The organism is Erwinia tasmaniensis Et1/99 (assembly GCF_000026185.1).
GTDB lineage: Bacteria > Pseudomonadota > Gammaproteobacteria > Enterobacterales > Enterobacteriaceae > Erwinia > Erwinia tasmaniensis.
The window spans coordinates 2,858,123-2,876,993 of record NC_010694.1 but is presented as its reverse complement, the minus strand read 5'-3'; the positions used below and the strand labels follow the sequence as shown (position 1 = coordinate 2,876,993).

Sequence of the window (18,871 nt, the reverse complement as noted above, 5' to 3'; positions counted from 1 at the left end):
GCCTAAGCTTCTTCCTGACTTCCTTCTTGAGTGCCTCATAGTAATCCCTGTTGACGAACCCTGTGCCCCCGTGGCTTACTACAATATTGAAGGAAAGACTTATGTCTAACAAAATGACTGGTTTGGTAAAATGGTTCAACGCTGAGAAAGGTTTCGGCTTCATCTCCCCAACCGACGGTAGCAAAGACGTTTTCGTACACTTCTCTGCAATTCAGAACGGCGGCTTCAAGACGCTGGAAGAAGGCCAGAAAGTTGAGTTCACTATCGAAAACGGCCAGAAAGGCCCAGCAGCAGCTAACGTAACTGCGCTGTAAGATAGAAACTCCTTCGTTGTTACCGTCATGAGTTAATCTCTGACGGTATGATACGAAAACGAAAAGCCCGCCTTATGGCGGGCTTTTTGCGTTTCTGATACGGGGCAATCCCATCCCCGCTTCCGCGGTCCAGGCGTCAGGGCGAAATCGTTTAGCCGCGCGTCAGGATCAGTCGGTAACGATACTGGCGGGCGCGGAGTAAAAATTCCTCGTCAACGCTCGGGCTCCAGGAGTCATCGCCGCCCACGCCCATATGGAAACCGTCAAGCGTCAGCCAGCAGCCTGCCTCGTCGCGCAGCAAATGACGATGCGAAGTCTTGCGCAACTGCTCCACGCTATGGCGACTTAGCGAGAAGTGGAAATCCCCGCGGATATGCCAGTGCCCAAACGTCAGTTCCCTGGTTCCCCCGCGCAGCCCGTTTTCACAGGGGAAGACATAAGGTGTGCTCAACGCCCCCAGCGGCAGCTGCCAGCGTGAGAATTCTGCCGCCAGTCGACGATCCGGGTAGTTTTCATGCGGGCCGAGGCCCAGCCAGCACACCTCTTCCGCTACCTCCGCCAGCTGGCAGTGCAGGCCGATACGCGCCGGCTCGGGCAGTCCGGCCGCAATATCCACCTCGACTTCCAGCAGCATCTCACCCTGTCGATTTATCCGATAACATTTGCGGCTGAGGAAGCGTGGCTCGCCATCAGCCAGCCAGGCCTGCTCGCTGCGGATCTGTACGCCATCGTTCAGGATGTCTGTCTGTAGCCGCAACAGCTGACTTTCAAGCCGGTAATAACCCGCCCGCTGCCAGCGTTCTGCCCACGCATGTGGGTCGATGCGGTTGGCTTCACTGATGCCGATATCATTGTCCAGCGGCGCACGCACGAACAGATCGCGCAGCGGGGATAGCAACTGCGGTTTGTCCGCCTGTAGCCACTGGATAAGTTCACCGCTCTGACGGCAGAATTGCCAGCGTTGCCCGGCTTGTACCACCTCAATCAGCTGTGACTGCGGGTGCAAACGAGGTTGCTCACCCGGTACGTCAGGCTTCGGCAGTGATAGTGCCGCAGGGAGTTGCCAGCCATCCCACGCCACGCGATGGTTGGCCGGTGACCACGCGGTGGCCGCGGGCTGGATCACTTCGACCCGCAGCCACAGTTCTCCTGCCAGCGATGGAAGTTCACCCAGCATCAGGCTGACGGTGCCTTCCGGGGGAAGGTTCAATGTTATCTGCCCCCCGGCAACCTGTTCCCCATGATGCTCAATGCGCCAGCATAGCCGCTCGTTGTCGCTGTGACGGAACAGATACTCGCTGGTGATGCCCAGAGTTATCGGAGAGGTGTTTTCCAGCTGAAACTGGAAAAACTGCTGGGCGCGCTTAGCCTCAAACAGGGCGGGATGTGGGCTGCGGTCGGCGAAGACCAGCCCATTCATGCAGAACTGTCGGTCATTCGGCATGTCGCCAAAGTCACCGCCGTAGGCCTGCCAGCTGCTGCCATCGGCGGCTTGGCGCGTGAGGTTCTGATCGGCCCAGTCCCAGACAAACCCGCCCTGTAGGGGAGGATACTGGCGAAAAGCCTGCCAGTAGCGGCTGAAACCGCCCAGACTGTTACCCATAGCATGGGCATACTCACAGAGGATCAGTGGGCGAGTCTCTTCCGGCAGGGCGATCCATTTTTTAATCGACCATTTTGGCACGGCTTCAAAAGGTTGATCCCGATCGACCCTCGCATACATCGGACAGATGATATCGCTGGCGGCAGTGTCGGCTCCGCCGCCTTCATACTGTACCGGCCTGCTGGGATCGTCACTCTTTATCCAACCATAAAGGGCATCGTGGGTGCTGCCGTGACCAGACTCGTTGCCCAGCGACCAGATAATAATGCAGGCATGGTTGCGGTCGCGTTGCACCATGCGGGTTACCCGCTCGCTGAAAGCAGAAAACCAGCTGGGATCGTCCGCAAGCCGGTTCATCGGTTGCATTCCGTGCGTTTCAATATTCGCTTCATCAACCACGTACAGTCCGTAGCGGTCGCACAGGCGATACCACAGCGGATGGTTCGGGTAATGGGAGCAGCGCACCGCGTTGAAGTTATGCTGCTTCATCAGCAGAATATCGGCGATCATTGCTGGCTCATCCATGACCTGACCGCGATCCGGATGATGTTCGTGACGGTTGGTGCCGCGGATCAATAGCGCTTTGCCGTTGAGCTTAAGCAGACCGCCGCTCACCTCTACCTGACGAAAGCCAACGTCGCAGGCTTCTGCTTCAATCAAGGTACCGTCGGCATCCAGCAGCGCGATCACCGCCCGGTAGAGATGCGGGGTTTCGGCGTTCCACAGCAGGGGCTGATCAATTTGCAGGGACAGGCGCGTGCGGTCGAGATAGCGCCCACGTTCGTCAACCACCGGCGTACCAAACGGCTGCTGATGCTGCGCAATGAGCGTATCGTCGCGCCACAGCGTCACCTTGAGTTGATAAGCGCTGGCATCAGTCAGGGAGCAGAGTGCCAGCACCCGGAGCTGTGCGCTGCGGTATTCAGGACTGAGACGAGTATCAATGTGAATATCGTCCAGCCTGACGTGCGGTTTATGCAGCAGGCTGACGCTGCGGAAAATCCCGCTCATGCGCCACATGTCCTGGTCCTCCAGATAGCTGCCATCACACCAGCGGAGCACCATCACGGCAATGCGATTTTCCCCCTCGAGCAGGCGTTGACTGAGGTCGAATTCGGCCGGCAGCCGACTGTCCTGCGAGTAACCGATAAACTCGCCGTTGCACCACAGGTAGAAAGCCGAATTAACCCCGTCAAAGATAATTCGCGTTTGGCCACTCTGAAGCCATGCGGGCTGGCAATGAAAGGTGAGTGAATAACAGCCGGTCGGATTGTCGTCAGGAACCCGTGGCGGATCTGTCGGTATAGGGTACTGCACGTTGGTATAAATCGGGGCGTCGTAACCTGACAGCTGCCAGTTAGAGGGTACGCTTAAGCGGCCAACCTGCGGCAGGTCGCCGTTAATCCAGGCGTCCGGAACAGCCTGCGGGCGGTCGAAATAGCTAAAGCCCCACTCCCCGTCCAGCAAACGTTGACTTGGGCTGGCCAGGTCGCCGCGCGCCGCATCCGCATTGCGCCAGCTGGCAAGCGGTGTGTGGGCTGGCAGACGGTTAAGCTGGGTGAGTGCCGGGTTTTCCCAGTGACGCTGGGCTAATAACTGCTGCAAGGTCAGGGGATCGGTTTTTGCCATCGTTTACGCCTCATCAAAGTTATGCGACCAGATTGAGGCTGGAACCGTTTGATAGAAAGGCAAAAGGGATCAGGATGTGATGGCTATCGCAACATTGAGGATAAAGATAATCTGTAAAACAGGGTGTTAACACAGGTTTTTCCTGGGAAATTAGCAGAAAAGCGTTAAGCATGTTCACTAAAAGTAAATAGCGCCTGAAAGCGGATAATTCTGCATTGTGAGCGGCACGCAGCGCGCTTAGTATCAGCGCGAAATGTCATTCATGTTGTTACGAGGTTTATTATGGCGAGTATGATTAAAGCAGTGAGCGTGATTGCACTGGTAGCGACCTTAAGCGGATGTCTGTTTCCGCCTCCGGGTGGTGGTGGCGGCGGTGGTGGTGGAGGCTGGGGCGGGGGAGGCCCACGCGGTGGATTTATGCAGCAGGGGCGCTAGACGATGTCTGCCAGGGCCAGCCGCTGGCCCTGAAAACGCCGTCCGCACGATGAACACGCAGCGCAACATCCAGATACCAAGTGGTCCTCCATCCCCCGGTGCCGACTTACTCAGCGCGCGATGAACGGGACAATCCGTTCATATCTCGGTGTTATTTCGTTATTTCATTGCGAATCGGTCAAACCCCATCTTTCTACTCGCCGAAAAGAAAATTTATGCCACACTCAATTATGGACTTATAACCATTGTGGAAAGGGATAAAAATGAAACTTCAGCTATTAATGGCGACAGCTTTGCTGTCAATGACGGTTGCGGGCTATGCAGGAGCCGCAGAGAAAACCGCCCAACAGCAAAAGATGACCGTATGTAATCAACAGGCGGGAGAGAAGTCGCTGAAAGGCGGTGACCGCAAGAGCTTTATGAGCAGCTGTTTGAAAAAAGACAGCAAGGCTGATGGCATGACGCCACAGCAGCTCAAGATGAAAACCTGTAATTCTCAGGCCGGTGAAAAAATGTTGAAAGGCGACGCACGTAAAACCTTTATGAGCAGCTGCCTGAAAAAAAGCTAAAATAATGTGGGTCAAACGACCCACTCATTTATCCCGCCGTCAACGGGTTATCCGGACTTAGCTGAATCTGGTACTGATTATCGTGCCGCTACGGCATACGCCGACGGGCCGGGCAGGGTTCTCCGGATTTACGGCTTGCTCATCCGTTCTGACTTAGCCATACATTGCTGCATGGCTTCAATCACCGCAGAACGTAACCCTTTTTGCTCCAGCACTTTGACCGCTTCAATGGTCGTTCCGCCCGGCGAGCACACCATATCCTTGAGTTCACCCGGATGCTTACCGGTTTCCAGCACCATTTGTGCGGCACCTTTTACCGTCTGGGCAGCAAACTGATAGGCCTGGGCGCGGGGCATTCCGCCTAGCACTGCCGCATCGGCCATCGCTTCGATAAACATAAAGACGTAAGCCGGAGCGGAGCCGCTGACGCCAACGACCGCGTGGATCAAATATTCAGGCACCAGCGCCGCCTGGCCAAAACCGCTAAAGATTTGAACCACCTCATCCGCTTCTTCCTGGGTCACCAGCACATTCGGGGTAACCGAGGTCATCCCCGCATTTACCAGAGCCGGGGTATTTGGCATAACGCGCACGATTTTACGGTCATGTCCAAGAACGGAAGCCAGCGAATCTAATGTGATCCCCGCCGCGATAGAAACCACTACCGTCTCTTTATTCAGGCTGCCGACAATATCCTTGAGTACTGACAGCAGCATATTAGGCTTTACCGCACCAAACAGAATATCGGCCTGTTCTGCCACCTGGCGTGCGCTGTCTGCCGGGGTGATGCCGTACTGCTGCTGCATCGCCTGATTCGTCGTCGGCTTGTGGTCAAACACCCAGATATTTTCTGCCTTAATCTGCCCGGCCTTGATCATGCCGGCAATAATGGCTTTGGACATGTTGCCACAGCCAATAAAACCAATTTTCTTTTCCATATCATTCTCCCTGCTTAACATTGTCGTGAATAGCTAACGGATGCCATAACGTCACCTTAACCCAGCCGCCGGGATGCTTAAAGCCTAAAAGCGATCGTCTATCCCTTGAGCAGCTTAGCGGGTCGGGGAGCACTTTGTGGGATCGCGATCAGATTAAGTTTGCCATTCTGCTAAAGAATGGGAAGATCGGTCCGATCCCCGACTTTAAAAAAGGAAATACTGATGCCAATCTGGGTGGATGCCGATGCGTGCCCGAAAGTGATCAAAGAGGTGCTGTACCGTGCTGCGGACCGCGAGCAGATGATGGTGACGCTGGTGGCTAACCAGTCTCTTAGCGTTCCGCCGTCGAAGTTTCTGCGAACCCTGCGCGTGGCGGCCGGTTTTGACGTGGCGGATAACGAAATTGTCCAGCGGGCGCAAAGCGGTGATTTGGTGATCACCGCCGATATTCCCCTGGCGGCAGAAGTCATGGAAAAAGGGGCGATAGCGCTTAATCCACGCGGTGAGCGCTACAGTGTGGCAACCATACGCGAGAGGCTGACGATGCGTGACTTTATGGACACCATGCGGGCCAGTGGGGTGCAGACCGGCGGGCCGCCGGCGTTGAATCAGCGCGATCGTCAGCAGTTTGCTAATGAGCTTGATAAGTGGCTACAGCAGCAGCGCAAATAGTGATAACAGACTCCCCTCCCGCCGGGTGGGAGAGGAGCGGTCGGCGTTATACGAAACTGTCGTCGTCGAAGTCGTTGTCGTTAAAACCGTCGTTACCGTTGTCGTTAGCGTAATCCTGCTGTCCGCTGTCCTGATCCAGGAAAGAGGCGTTGTCGCTGCCGTTGAAGGTATCCAGATTGTTACTGAAATCCGTTTCGGGCATTGCAGGTTCATTAATGATATTGACGATTTCTTCCGGCTGAGAATGGTGGAACATGCTGGTCAGCATGTCTGCCAATACCACGCCACCCGCTACGCCCGCAGCGGTTTGCAGCGCGCCGCCGAGGAAACCTCGTCCGGCGGAAGGCGCCGCCGCCGCAGGCTGCTGTTGAGGCGTCTGTGCAGGTTGAGAGCCCCAGCCAGAAGAGGGCGCGGGTGCCTGCTGCTGTGGCTGAGAACGACTGCCGCCGCCGAACAGCCCGGAAAGAAAGCCGCCGCTGCTTTGTTGCGGCTGCTGAGGCTGATTAAGTCGGGCCTCCAGCTCGCTGATGCGGCTGTTCAGCTGCTTCAGCGCCGCTTCCTGGATCAGGATTGTTTGTGCCATGTAGTAGGGCGCGCCGGGCTGTTGCTGCACCTGTTGTTGAATTAATTTTTCTGCCGCGGCGTCACGCGCGGCGGACTGAGATTCAGCCTGTTTCAGTCGGCTAAACAGGTTTTCAATTAATTGTTGTTCCTGGCTCTGCATAAAGATTTCTCCGAAAACGTGCGATGGACACCATAGTGTCAATACCGTCAGGAAAGTAAATAATCCTGGAGTAAGGAAATGTTGCGGCAATACTGAATGATGTTAATCAGCGTAAACAAATGATTGCCACCAAACTTTAGCAGTTAAATCTAATTTTAATCGCTATCAGATCCTATCCACCTGTAAATAAATCCTTACTGCTGGTTCTGATAGAAAATGTCCGGTAGTATGTTATCTGCTGGATTATTTTTCTCCCCTCTGCTATGCGATTGGCGTTAGCAGCATTCGCTTAAGGAAGCGCCTGATATGTCATTACCCATTTATCTAATCGGCGCACGCGGCTGCGGGAAAACCACCGTTGGCCAGGCACTGGCTCTGGCATTAGGGTACGACTTTTGTGATACCGATCATTACTTACAGCAGGCCCGTCAGCAGACCGTTGCTGATATTGTGGCTATCGAAGGCTGGGCGGGATTTCGTGCACGCGAAGCCGAATCCTTAAAGGCGGTGACCGCGGCCAGTAAAGTGATTGCCACCGGTGGCGGCATGGTCCTGGCAGAAGAAAACCGACTGTATATGCGCGAACACGGCAGGGTCATTTATCTGAATGCCAACGCCCTGGTGTTGGCGGCTCGCCTTGAGGCCTATCCGCTGGCAGATCAGCGCCCAACCCTGACAGGCCGACCCGTTGCCGAAGAGATGGTTGAAGTGCTGGCGGCCCGCGATGCCCTGTATCAGCTGGCAGCACACCATATTATTGATGCGATGCAAACGCCAGATGCGGTTGTTAATCAAATCGTTAGCTCTCTTTCTCTCGCCCGCGCCAGCTAAATCCTGTCTCTGCCTGCGCCCGGTTTTACCGGGTGCCCGGCTACATTTGTGCCTTTCAGCAAGATAAAACGCTGTGATTGTCTATACTTGACCTGTTTGGCCACGGGCCATGAAAGACACTGACACTGAAGAGGGAACCATTATGCCAGGCAGACCGCCATATCCACGCCAAGCCTATATTGTACCGGTTGAAAAGGGAACACCTGAGAAAGCCGTCACATGGTATGAGTTACGTGCCGACCATCCCAAACCCAACTCGCTGATTAGCGAACATGAAAGCGAGCAGGAAGCTCTGGATGCGAAAGAGCGGTACGAGGATGAATCCAAAGGATAACGCGATGGCAGGGAGGCCATTTTTAATGACTAACAAATAAATCATGCATTATTTCATGTTTTCTTCTACAGAATAATTAACTGTAGGCGGATCTCTTTTCCACTAAACGTTTTTTATTAATTTAATGGATAAGGGTTTTTAATTCTGAAATTGTGTTTTCCCTCTGGTTTGCTACTTCGTTTTTAATTAATTTCGTGAGCTGACGAAAAATTATCTCTTGACCTTAATGTGGCCTGTCTTTATTTTTAAATAAATTAAACGGGAACACGATTTCCTTATAATGGAACTTGTCGATATGACCACATTGGAAAATTCTGTTGCAATTCTCAAATTATTTAAGCATATCGATCTGACACAGGAACAGCCTGGCCTGACTTTTACTGATATTGCTGAAGCGTTGAGTCTCCCTAAAAGCACCGTTTCCCGCCTGCTGTCGACGATGGAAAGTGAAGGCTTGCTGGAGCGCGATCCCCAAAGCCGCTGTTTTCGCCTCGGTCGTATGTTGTTGTCTCTGACCAGCCGTTATCTTTCCACACCGCTGGTGGATTGTGCTTCGCCAATGATGGTGAGACTGGCGGCGGAAACAAGTTGTACGGGATATATTTCGGTGCTGGACGGGCGCGAAATTATGGTTATGCGCCTTTTTCAGGGGCGAATGTTTATTCAGTTAGTGACGCCCCCCGGTAGCCGTATGCCTGCAGCCCATACGTCCGTAGGTCGGGCGTTGCTGGCACGGCACGGCGATGACTTCGTGCGTAACTTGTATCGGGATGACTGGCAGGTGAGTTCGCCAAACTCCCCTCAGACGGTTGAGCAGCTGCTGACAGAGCTGGACCGTATTCGTCAACGGGGATGGTCGCTGGCACGAAATGAAACGTTGCACGGTATCAGCTCACTGTCGACCACCGTGACGAATAAAATCCTGGGGGAAACCGTGGCGCTGTGCCTGTCGTTTCCTTCATTAACCTAGGAACAGCCTTATTTACCCGCCACGCTGGACGCGCTCCAAGTCGTCACACGCAAACTGTCTGGTCAATATAGTGACCACGGCTGGCCCGGAACTGCTGTTTCTTCCATCGAGCAATAATGGCCTTATATTCTTAAATGATATGAGGAACGCCTCACCAGGGCAATTGTAGTGCTGTTTTCAATATTACTATTTTAAAAGCCCAAAAGAGGCTAAATAAAAAATATCCCCCTGAAAGGTTCGGGGGGATATTTCTATTATAGGTATAAATTAAACGTTTTTGATAAGGATATCCAAAGGAGAAAATATGAAAAAGGAAAATCCGTTAAAAGACTTTAGCATTGTGGTGATGCTGATCCTGCTTTCAGTGCTGGGTGCCATTATTGGCATACAGCTATTAACAACCCTGGGCATGACGCCGAACACATCTATCATTGGCGCACTGTTAGCGATGCTACTGGCGCGAATACCTTTTCAGGCCTTCCAACGTTATCGTTCCGTCCATACGCAAAACCTGGCTCAAACGGCCATTTCTTCCGCCACCTTCGGTGCGGCCAACAGCCTGCTGATGCCGATTGCCGTACCCTGGGTAATGGGCCAGCCGCAGCTGATTTTGCCTATGTTTGTCGGTGTCAGTGCGGCCATGTTGCTGGATGCTTATCTGTTATACTGTCTGTTTGATACCCGTGTATTTCCTGCCAGCAATGCCTGGCCGCCGGGGGTCGCTGCCGCGGAGGCGATTAAGGCGGGGGATAAGGGCGGCAGCCATACCCGGCTGCTGCTGGTTGGTGTGGCGGGCGGCATTGTTGGCTCGGTGCTGAAAGTTCCGATGGCGGCGCTGGGTACCGCATTCATCGGCAATATCTGGGCGCTCGGCATGTTTGGCATTGGCCTGCTACTGCGCGCCTATGCGCAGCCGGTTGCTGGCGTGGATATTAATGCGAACTATATCCCTCATGGCGTGATGATGGGGGCAGGGCTGGTGGCTCTCATCCAGGTGGTACGGGTTGTTCTCGTTAAGAAGAACGACAGCGCGCGTTTTTCCAGCCCGGATAGCGAAGTGCGCACAGCGCTTCGCTTAGGGTCGGTAAGTTACTTGCTTATCGCCGGGCTGCTGGCGCTGGGCGCTGGGCTTTGGGCCGAAATGTCATTCCCTGCGCTGCTGGCCTTTGTGGTTTACGCCGCCTTTGCTGCATTTGTTCACGAACTGTTGGTGGGCATTGCGGCCATGCACTCCGGCTGGTTTCCTGCGTTTGCCGTGGCGTTGATTACCCTGATTATTGGTATCCTGATGGGCTTCCCGCCACTCGCACTCTGCGTACTGACAGGCTTTACCGCCGCTACCGGTCCTGCATTCGCCGATATGGGTTACGATCTCAAAGGCGGTTTTGTGTTGCGCGGTTATGGTCAGGATCTGTGCCAGGAGCTTTGGGGGCGACGGGTCCAGCTGTTTACTGCGCTGATCGCCTTTGTGGTGTCCATTCCTGTGGTGTGGTACGCCCACGCCAGTTTTTTCAGCCAGGAACTGATCCCGCCGGTGGCACGCGTCTACGCCAAGACTATCTAGGCCGGCGTCGATCCGGGGATTGCATACCGCCTGCTTTTATGGGCGATCCCAGGGGCGCTGCTCCAACTTATCGGCGGGCCTCAGCGTCAGATCGGCGTACTGTTAGCGACAGGACTACTCATTTTCAATGCGATGGCAGGCTGGGCCGTCGTGGTGGGCATCATTTTGCGACTGATTATTTCGCGTATCTGGGCTGGGCATGGGCGTACGCCGATGGAGGTGATGGCGGCAGGATTTATTGCCGGTGACGCGCTCTACAGTTTCTTCAGTTCCCTTCTCATCAGCAGCGTTAAAAAATAATGACCGACGGGAGCAGAGACGGATGAGTTTGCAGCAGACTTTGCAGGTTTTCGAACTGTTTGATAGTGCCAGCGTCACCGGTGCCGACGTGGTCGAACTGTTTGCCGATTATCCCGCGGTCGATGTGAAAACCTGGCGCGTAAGCGGGCCCAAGGGTTTTACCGACTTTATTCGTATCACCCTGCCCGGCAGACAGGGAAAAATCCAGGGGGGAAGTGCCGCAACTTTGGGCATCATCGGACGGTTGGGCGGCATAGGTGCCCGCCCCGCGCGTATCGGGTTGGTTTCCGATGCCGATGGTGCGATCGCAGCCGTCAGCTGTGCGCTGAAGTTAGCAAAGATGCAGCGTCAGGGCGATATCCTGCCCGGAGACGTGATTATCTCTACCCATATTTGCCCCCATGCCCCAACACGCGCCCATCATCCTGTGGATTTTATGGACTCGCCCGTGGATGACGCCATTATCCATCAGCATGAAGCGATGCCGGGCGTGGACGCTATCCTTTCTATCGACACCACGAAAGGTAATCGCATCCTTAACCATAAGGGCTGTGCGCTGTCGCCAACGGTTAAGCAAGGGTACATTCTGCGCGTGTCGGAAGATCTGCTGCGGATCATGGAGATGACAACCGGCCGCCCGGCCGTCACCTTCCCTGTCACCACTCAAGATATTACGCCGTATGGCAACGGCGTGTATCACCTGAACAGTATTATGCAGCCAGCCACGGCAACGGATGTGCCGGTGGTGGGGCTGGCAATCTGTAGCGAGTCGGTGGTCCCCGGCTGCGGTACTGGCGCGAGCCATGAGATCGATATTGCCGTGGCCGTGAAGTTTGCGCTGGAAGTGGCAAAGGAGTTTGGAGCAGGCGGCTGCGCCTTCTACAACGGTGAGGAGTACGCGCGCCTGCTGAGCCTGTACGGAAGTCTTGGGCATTTGACGACACGGAAATCAATGTGATGAAGACAAACCTGGTCACCTTAACCATCGGACAATCGCCGCGCATCGACATTCTGCCGATGCTATTAACGTATTTACCAGAAGCACAGATAGCCCACGCCGGGCTTTTGGATGGCCTTAGCCGCCAGCAAATTGAACAAGAATTCGGTAAGCAGGATGGCGATCGGACTCTGGTATCCAGGCTTAACGACGGCAGTCAGGTTTTGCTGGCATCACATAAAGTGGAGCGCGGCCTGCAAAAGTGTATTTTGCAGCTTGAGGAGCAGGGTTTTGAGACTATCCTACTGTTGTGTACCGGCGTATTCGATCGTCTGCACACCAACCGGGCCATGCTGCTAAAGCCGGATCGCATCGTTCCACCACTGATCGCAACGATCGTTGGCGATTTGCAGGTCGGGGTGGTGGTGCCGGTGGTGGAACAAACGGCAGAGCAGGCCAGCAAGTGGAAGGTACTGTCCCATCCTCCCTGTTACGCCGTTGCCAGCCCCTATCAGGCCGGCGATGGATCGTTGTTGGACGCGGCGCTGTCATTGCAGGAGCAGGGAGCGGAAGTGGTGGTTCTCGACTGCATCGGCTATCAGCAGCGGCATCGGGACAGGCTACAAAAGATATTGGGCATACCGGTACTGCTGCCGAATACCCTCGTTGTTAAGCTGGCAGCAGAAGTGCTGGTGCAGGTGCGCTGAACAGGATGCGCAATTATACGTGACAGCCGTTTGATATTGGTTCTACACTGCCAGTCTACCTTTGTCTGTGATTACAAGGATATTATATGCTCAATGTGAGTGAGTATTTCGATGGTAAAGTGAAGTCGATAGGTTTTGAAAGTGCCAGCGCCGGTCGTGCCAGCGTAGGAGTGATGGCCGAAGGCGAATACACTTTTGCCACCGCTCAGGCGGAGGAGATGACCGTTGTTAGCGGTTCGCTGAAGGTACTACTGACGGGTGAAACCGACTGGAAATGGTATCAGGCAGGTGAGGCGTTTAACGTACCGGGCCATAGCGAGTTTTACCTGCAGGTGGCAGAACCGACGGCATACCTGTGCCGCTATCTGAAAGACTGATATTACAGCCTCTGGGCTGAAAAATGAGCGGCATCCCTGCCGTCTGCGTCCTATTTACGCACCAGGGATGCCGTGGGTTCAAGCTTCTCGCTTTTAACGCTGTGCTTCTCCGCCCAACGCCTCCACGGTATTGCTGATCAACGCGGCCAGTTCACCGGTCATCAGGATAAAATCAGCGTCAAAACGTCCGGTCACGTCTTCCCTGTCAATATCATCATTCTGTTCGCGGAGAATATCGGAAAATTTCAGGCGTTTAATTGAGCCATCGTCAGACAGGATCATCTGGATACGCTCCTGCCAGTCAAGCGCCAGCTTGGTCACCAGTTTGCCGGCCTCAATATGGTTCGCTATCTCGTCGCACACCAGGTCCTGCTTTTTACAGCGGATCACGCCACCATCTTCCAGAATTGCCTTCAGTTCGGCTTCATCCATCAGAGCGAAACCGGCCGGTAGCTCCCCGGAGCGCACCCATTCGGTCAGCGTCAGCTCTATCGGGCTTTCCAGCGTCAGCGGCACCACCGGCAGTGAACCGAGGCTCTTACGCAGCAGGGCAAGGGTATCCTCCGCTTTTTTCGCGCTGGCGCAGTCGACCATAATCAGGTTATTCACGGTATCGATCCAGACACAGGTCTGGCTGAAACGACTAAAAGCACGCGGCAGCAGGCTGTGTAACACTTCGTCTTTAAGCGAGTCTTTTTCGGTTTTCTTCAGCTTGCGAGACTGTTCGGCTTCCAGCTTGCTGATTTTAGCCTCCAGCGCCTGCTTGATTACCGGTGAAGGCAGCATTTTCTCCTCTTTGCGTGCGCAAATCAGGATTTGTCCGTTGGTGACGTGGGTCAGGTCTTCGCCGTGCGCACCCAGCGGTGACACCCAGCCGGTTTTGGCCATATCCTGACTGCCGCAGGGCGTGAAGGAGAAAGCATCGAGCTGTTTTTCCATTTCGTCTGCTACCAGCGGGATATCGCGATTAAGGCGATAAACCATCAAATTTTTAAACCACAGCATGCTGTATTCCCTCTCCGGGCGCGCACCGGGCGCGCGAGTTCAAAGTCAGCGCGCATGATAGCGAATCGGCGGCGGCGTTTCATTGCCTTTCCGCATCTGGCGGCCGCAGTAGCCCCATTCGCGAGGGGCTGGCTGGAAAGGTCGGCGCGGATCGGCCCGCACCGCAACGCTTATTCTCCCTGTAGCATCGCATCATGCGGGGCGTTATCGCGCTGATTTTTGGTCATCAGGAACCACAGATAGCCCGCCAGCATCAGGGCGGCAAAGACCAGACCGATCAGAGGGTTAAACCACAGCATGGCCACCATGCAAACGCCTGCCAGCAGCAGGGCAACCGCCGGAACAATCGGGTATCCCGGCGCGCGGAAAGTTCGCTCCAGCCGCGGTGCGGTGCGGCGCAGGCGGAAAAGGCTTAGCATACTCATGATGTACATCACGATGGCACCAAACACCGCCATGGTGATCATTGCCGCCGTCAGCGTCATCCCCTGTAGGTTAATCCAGCCGTCGCTGAAGATTGCCGCGATGCCAATCACCCCACCGGCGATAATGGCGCGATGCGGCGTCTGAAAGCGTGACAGTTTCGCCAGACCGGCGGGCAGATAACCGGCACGAGACAGAGCAAAGAACTGGCGTGAATAGCCGAGAATAATGCCGTGGAAGCTGGCAATCAGACCAAACAGCCCGATCCACACCAGCATATGCATCCAGTTGGAGTGCTCGCCGACAATCATTTTCATCGCCTGCGGCAGCGGATCGTTGATATTGGACAGCGCCCGCCAGTCGCCGGCACCGCCGGCCATCAGCATCACGCCAATCGCCAGTACCACCAGCGTCAGGATACCGGCAATGTACGCGCGTGGGATGGTGCGTTTCGGATCTTTCGCCTCTTCGGCCGCCATCGCCGCGCCCTCAATCGCGAGGAAGAACCAGATGGCAAACGGGATGGCGGCAAAAATACCGGAAAGCGCCGGCATGCCGAAGTGCTCTCCGCCCGCCCAACCGTTGGCAGCAAAGTTCGCCATACTGAAGCCCGGAGCCACTACGCCCATAAACACCAGCAGTTCCAGCACCGCCAGAATGGTCACCACCAGTTCAAACATCGCGGCCAGCTTTACGCCGAGAATATTCAGCGTCATAAACACCACGTAGGCCCCCACTGCGGCATATTTGGGGTTGAGTTCAGGATACTGCACGTTGAGATAGGCGCCGATTGCCATCGCGATGGCCGGGGGAGCAAAGACGAATTCAATCAGGGTTGCCATACCGGCAATCAGTCCGCCGGTTTCACCGAACGCACGGCGACTGTAGGCAAACGGGCCGCCTGCATGTGGGATGGCGGTGGTCAGCTCGGTAAAGCTAAAGATAAAGCAGGTATACATGGTGGCGATCATCAGCGTTGTCAGCAGAAATCCCAGCGTTCCCGCCACGCCCCAGCCGTAGCTCCAGCCAAAATACTCCCCGGAAATCACCAGACCTACCGCAATGCCCCATAAATGCAGGGTGCCCAGCGTTGGCTTTAATGTGGTTGTCATATCGTATCCCCCTAGTGTTTGTCTGCTGATAATGCAGCCGCCCGCCGGGGGAAACTTGACGCCGGCGCGATGATTTTGCGCTCTGCGGTCAACTGAGCGGTAAAAAAAGCGTCAGCTGTACGCTGCGGTCAAAATTGGGTCGTCTGCGGTCAAGCTGAAAAAGAACGACGATCGGATGCTGTGACTTCAGCCCAATACCGACCCCGGAGTCAGACTATGACCGCTAAACAATATGACACCCTGAGTAACGCCGCGCTGTTGCGTCTGGCTGAACAGGCACTGGCACGCTATCCGGCGGCCTTACAGGGTAGCCTCAGCCTGCTGTGCCGCTCGGAAAATGCCACCTTTCTGCTTCAGGCGCGGGGTAAGCGCTACGCGCTGCGCCTGCATCGGGCGGATTACCACCAGCGCGCTGATATTGAAAGCGAACTGCACTGGCTGGACGCCCTGCGCACAGGTGGCATTGACGTGCCACAGGCGGTGACAGACAGTGAGGGGGAAACGGTGCAAACCCTGATGATGAAAGATGGATCGGTGCGGCACGCGGTGCTGTTTCACTGGATCGAGGGCGAGATGCCGGGAACGGATGTCGATCCTCGTGCGTTTCAGCAGCTGGGCCATATCACCGCCCGCCTGCATCAGCACAGCCGCAGCTGGCAGCGTCCGGCTGGCTTTCAGCGCATAATCTGGGATCATCAAACGATGGTGAGCCCGCAGAGCCACTGGGGAGACTGGCGTGATGCGCCCAATCTGCGCGTAGCGGATCGTGGGATTGTGGAAGAGACCCTGGAGCGGGTGGGATCGTCGCTGGCTGAATTCGGCAAGGATGCACGCAATTACGGTCTTATCCATGCCGATCTACGCCTCACTAATCTGCTGTTGCACAAGGGGGAAACCCGAGTGATCGACTTTGATGATTGTGGTTTCGGCTGGTATCTGCACGATCTGGCGGCGGCAATCAGCTTCGTTGAACATCATCCGCGCGCCGCCGAGTGGATTGACCACTGGGTGCGCGGCTATGAGCAGGTTGCCCATATTAGCGATGCCGAAATGGCGAGGGTGCCAACGCTGCTTATCCAGCGCCGCATTCAGCTGCTGGCGTGGGCCGGCTCGCATGCAGAAACCGAAATGGCGCAGAGCCTCGGCCCGCAGTGGGCGGATCATTCCGTGCGTTTGTGCCGTCGCTACCTTGAGGCGCAACGGCTGCCGGTCGGCGCGTAGCCGCTGCACCGTTGATGAGCAGCCCTGCGCTCCGGCGGTGCCGATCGTCCGTTCAGGCCGCCGGAAAGCGATGATTTTCCTTGATATGGCGGCTGGTACGGAAATTGCTGTGATTAGCCTATCCACCGCAGTATGAGGCAATCACCATGATGCAAAGTAATCTGGCCAGAACGGAAGTCAGCCATGTTCTGAACGGCGGAAGCGCCTGTAACCGTGGCGTGCTGGCCGCCGCCGCCAGCGGGTTGAGTGACTTTATCTGTGATAACGGTGGCGATGCAGACCGTATTTTTGGCGTAAGCGGTATCGATCCGGAGCTGCTGGCGCAGCCAACGCTGAGCCTCGGTCTGGTTAACTATTGCCGGGTGATGGAAGAAGCGGCGCGCTACTCGGATTGTGATAACTTCGGTTTACACTACGGCAAGCAGTTTAAACCGCAGTCATTAGGTCTGATCGGCTATATCGGTTTGTGCAGCCCGACGCTGGAACAGGCGCTGCATAATGTCACCAGCGCTTTCCCCTGGCACCAGCACGATACCCTGACGCGCCTGGTCGATAAGGGTGACAGCTGGCGTCTGGACTACCAGGTGCGCCACGGTGCTATCCTGTGCCGCCGCCAGGATGCCGAACTGACGCTGGGGATGTTTCTGAATCTGATCCGCCACGTTGCGGGAAAAAACTGGGCGCCGCGTGAGGTGCATTTTGAACATCCCCGACCGGCCCAATGGCACGAGCACTGCAAGGTGTTTGATGCCCCGGTCTTTTTCGATCAACCCTTCAACTCGCTGGTAATTGCCAAGCGCGATGTGACGCGCCCGATGCCCGACAGCGACCCGCTTTTATTGGGCGTGATGCAGGATGCGATACGTCGTCTGAATAACCGTTCCGTGCAGCAAAATATTGTCGAACGGGCGCGGGTACAGGTTCATCAGGCGCTGTTACAGGGGGAGCCGGTGCTGGAAGAGGCGGCGGATAAAATGGGACTATCAAGCTGGTCGCTGCAGCGCCGTCTGCGGGAGGAGGGGATCAGTTTCACCGCGCTGGTCGACAACGTGCGCTGCGAGTTGGCGAAGCACTATTTGCTGCAGCACCAGCTGCCTATATCCGAAATGGCGCTGCTGCTGGGCTACTCGGAAGTCAGCGCGTTTTCCCGCGCTTTCCGCCGCTGGTTTGGCATCAGCCCGCGCCAGTGGCGTCAGGAAGAGCGGCTCATCCCCTCGGTACGCAGCACCAGGGCGCGCTGATTACCGCCATATTTCATGCTGAAGTCACAACGTTGACCGTGATAATTCTCTATATGGTCAACATTATCCTGTATCCGCTGCGGCATGGTCGCCAGTCAGGCAGGCGCACGGTCATCAGAACCCGGAACGTGTCCCGGGTTAGCGCTATCGATAATATTGAAATGATCTATCAGTTGGCCCGACACCGCAATTATCTTAGTAGCGTCTGAATTCAGATGTTCTAAAAATTCATGCTATGACTAACTCTCATGATATGTCGCAGTCGGAAACATACACCGTAGTATAATAAGCATCCCATTGTTTTTTGGACAAAGCCGGTATTTCTAACTTTGGGTATTCAGGCATTATTTCTGTGTTCTCGATCCGGTCCCCATTTTGGGCCGGTCTCGGCTGTGTTGTAACAGGCGTAGTGGGAGGGAAATCTTCTCTACTTTTGTTGAAGGGAATGCCCTGAAATTGAGTGCCATGTTTATTCGTTGTAATGTACGCGGGCATCTTTGCAAAACTTTCTTTTTCTATAGCAGGCTTATGGATATTTTTGATTGTTCCCGGCACGGTGCTGGCTCCACGAGGAAGACCCTGAAACGTATTGCCATGCCTGTTCAGTGGGTTATATATTGGTGGCTTTTTAGAAACCTTTTTTTCTATATAAGGACTACGGATGTTTTTTATTATTCCTGGCTTGGTCGTTGCTTTACGAATCTCACCGTGAAACGCATTTCCATGTCTGTTTAATAGGGCAGGGGAAGGTGCCACAGAGCTAAGGGAATTCAGAATTTCTTTTTTTAAACCCGCATTAAGCTGACAGATTATTGATAATAACCTGTCAGTAGTTATGTTTCTTGTTTTTGCTACGGTCATTGTAGTGATTCTTTTTTAACTCAAGGATGCCTTTAACTTAGAGTAAAGACGGGCTTCTTTCTTTCAAAATACGCTAAAATTTTGGTGTGCGAATGATTCAAGAT

Annotated in this window: 17 protein-coding genes and 2 pseudogenes; 13 read left to right on the top strand and 6 right to left on the bottom strand. The window is 54.9% G+C overall.

Translation table 11 applies throughout. The features are described from left to right. Positions 1-101 precede the first annotated feature (101 nt). The gene (gene cspE, locus ETA_RS14000) at positions 102-314 is read left to right on the top strand and encodes a transcription antiterminator/RNA stability regulator CspE (RefSeq protein ID WP_012442280.1); all 213 of its coding nucleotides are present in this window, start codon (positions 102-104) and stop codon (positions 312-314) included. 151 nt (positions 315-465) lie between these two features. On the opposite strand, the gene ETA_RS13995 is transcribed toward cspE, so the two are convergent. Beyond that, entirely contained in the window at positions 466-3,546 is a 3,081-nt protein-coding gene (locus tag ETA_RS13995; protein WP_012442279.1) for a beta-galactosidase, read from the bottom strand. Positions 3,547-3,828: 282 nt separating this feature from the next. On the opposite strand from ETA_RS13995, the gene ETA_RS20180 reads away from it, so the two are divergent. Both ETA_RS20180 and ETA_RS13990 read left to right on the top strand, forming a co-directional pair. After that, entirely contained in the window at positions 3,829-3,981 is a 153-nt protein-coding gene (locus tag ETA_RS20180; protein ID WP_167310305.1) for a hypothetical protein, read from the top strand. Positions 3,982-4,244: 263 nt separating this feature from the next. Then, a complete protein-coding gene (locus ETA_RS13990; protein WP_012442278.1) occupies positions 4,245-4,550 on the top strand; it encodes a PsiF family protein in 306 nt (101 codons plus the stop codon). A 128-nt stretch (positions 4,551-4,678) separates the two neighbouring features. On the opposite strand, the gene proC is transcribed toward ETA_RS13990, so the two are convergent. Continuing rightward, complete coding sequence (gene proC, locus ETA_RS13985) at positions 4,679-5,488, bottom strand: pyrroline-5-carboxylate reductase (protein WP_012442277.1); 810 nt, start codon at positions 5,486-5,488, stop codon at positions 4,679-4,681. 222 nt (positions 5,489-5,710) lie between these two features. On the opposite strand from proC, the gene ETA_RS13980 reads away from it, so the two are divergent. After that, on the top strand, positions 5,711-6,160 hold the full coding sequence (locus ETA_RS13980; protein ID WP_012442276.1) for a YaiI/YqxD family protein: 450 nt from the start codon (positions 5,711-5,713) through the stop codon (positions 6,158-6,160). 46 nt (positions 6,161-6,206) lie between these two features. On the opposite strand, the gene ETA_RS13975 is transcribed toward ETA_RS13980, so the two are convergent. Then, positions 6,207-6,884, bottom strand: a complete 678-nt coding sequence (locus ETA_RS13975; protein WP_012442275.1) for a DUF2076 domain-containing protein — start codon at positions 6,882-6,884, stop codon at positions 6,207-6,209. Between the two features lie 306 nt (positions 6,885-7,190). Here ETA_RS13975 and aroL point away from each other — a divergent pair, with 306 nt between their 5' ends. The 7 genes and pseudogenes from aroL (at position 7,191) to ppnP (ending at position 12,904) form a co-directional block, all read left to right on the top strand. Beyond that, positions 7,191-7,715, top strand: coding sequence for a shikimate kinase AroL (gene aroL, locus ETA_RS13970; protein WP_012442274.1), 525 nt, complete (start codon positions 7,191-7,193; stop codon positions 7,713-7,715). 142 nt (positions 7,716-7,857) lie between these two features. Beyond that, complete coding sequence (locus ETA_RS19360; RefSeq protein ID WP_012442273.1) at positions 7,858-8,049, top strand: YaiA family protein; 192 nt, start codon at positions 7,858-7,860, stop codon at positions 8,047-8,049. A gap of 295 nt (positions 8,050-8,344) precedes the next feature. Next, positions 8,345-9,136, top strand: a pseudogene (locus ETA_RS13965) (IclR family transcriptional regulator). 187 nt (positions 9,137-9,323) lie between these two features. After that, a pseudogene (locus ETA_RS13960) lies at positions 9,324-10,883 on the top strand (OPT/YSL family transporter). Positions 10,884-10,905: 22 nt separating this feature from the next. Further along, positions 10,906-11,841, top strand: a complete 936-nt coding sequence (locus tag ETA_RS13955; RefSeq protein ID WP_012442269.1) for a DUF1177 domain-containing protein — start codon at positions 10,906-10,908, stop codon at positions 11,839-11,841. Further along, a complete protein-coding gene (locus ETA_RS13950) occupies positions 11,841-12,527 on the top strand; it encodes an AroM family protein (RefSeq protein ID WP_012442268.1) in 687 nt (228 codons plus the stop codon). Before ETA_RS13955 ends, ETA_RS13950 begins: the two co-directional genes overlap by 1 nt. Before the next feature lie 86 nt (positions 12,528-12,613). After that, on the top strand, positions 12,614-12,904 hold the full coding sequence (ppnP, locus tag ETA_RS13945) for a pyrimidine/purine nucleoside phosphorylase (RefSeq protein ID WP_012442267.1): 291 nt from the start codon (positions 12,614-12,616) through the stop codon (positions 12,902-12,904). Positions 12,905-12,997: 93 nt separating this feature from the next. Here the strand turns inward: ppnP and rdgC are convergent, their stop codons facing one another. Together rdgC and eat are read right to left on the bottom strand one after the other, a co-directional pair. Then, a complete protein-coding gene (gene rdgC / locus ETA_RS13940) occupies positions 12,998-13,909 on the bottom strand; it encodes a recombination-associated protein RdgC (RefSeq protein ID WP_012442266.1) in 912 nt (303 codons plus the stop codon). A 170-nt stretch (positions 13,910-14,079) separates the two neighbouring features. Continuing rightward, positions 14,080-15,444, bottom strand: a complete 1,365-nt coding sequence (gene eat, locus ETA_RS13935) for an ethanolamine permease (protein WP_012442265.1) — start codon at positions 15,442-15,444, stop codon at positions 14,080-14,082. Positions 15,445-15,660: 216 nt separating this feature from the next. On the opposite strand from eat, the gene ETA_RS13930 reads away from it, so the two are divergent. Then, a complete protein-coding gene (locus ETA_RS13930) occupies positions 15,661-16,665 on the top strand; it encodes a phosphotransferase enzyme family protein (RefSeq protein WP_012442264.1) in 1,005 nt (334 codons plus the stop codon). A gap of 146 nt (positions 16,666-16,811) precedes the next feature. After that, on the top strand, positions 16,812-17,906 hold the full coding sequence (qhpR, locus tag ETA_RS13925; protein WP_049778760.1) for an AraC-like transcriptional regulator QhpR: 1,095 nt from the start codon (positions 16,812-16,814) through the stop codon (positions 17,904-17,906). Between the two features lie 246 nt (positions 17,907-18,152). Here the strand turns inward: qhpR and ETA_RS13920 are convergent, their stop codons facing one another. Continuing rightward, complete coding sequence (locus ETA_RS13920) at positions 18,153-18,767, bottom strand: hypothetical protein (protein WP_012442262.1); 615 nt, start codon at positions 18,765-18,767, stop codon at positions 18,153-18,155. Between the last annotated feature and the right edge of the window lie 104 nt (positions 18,768-18,871).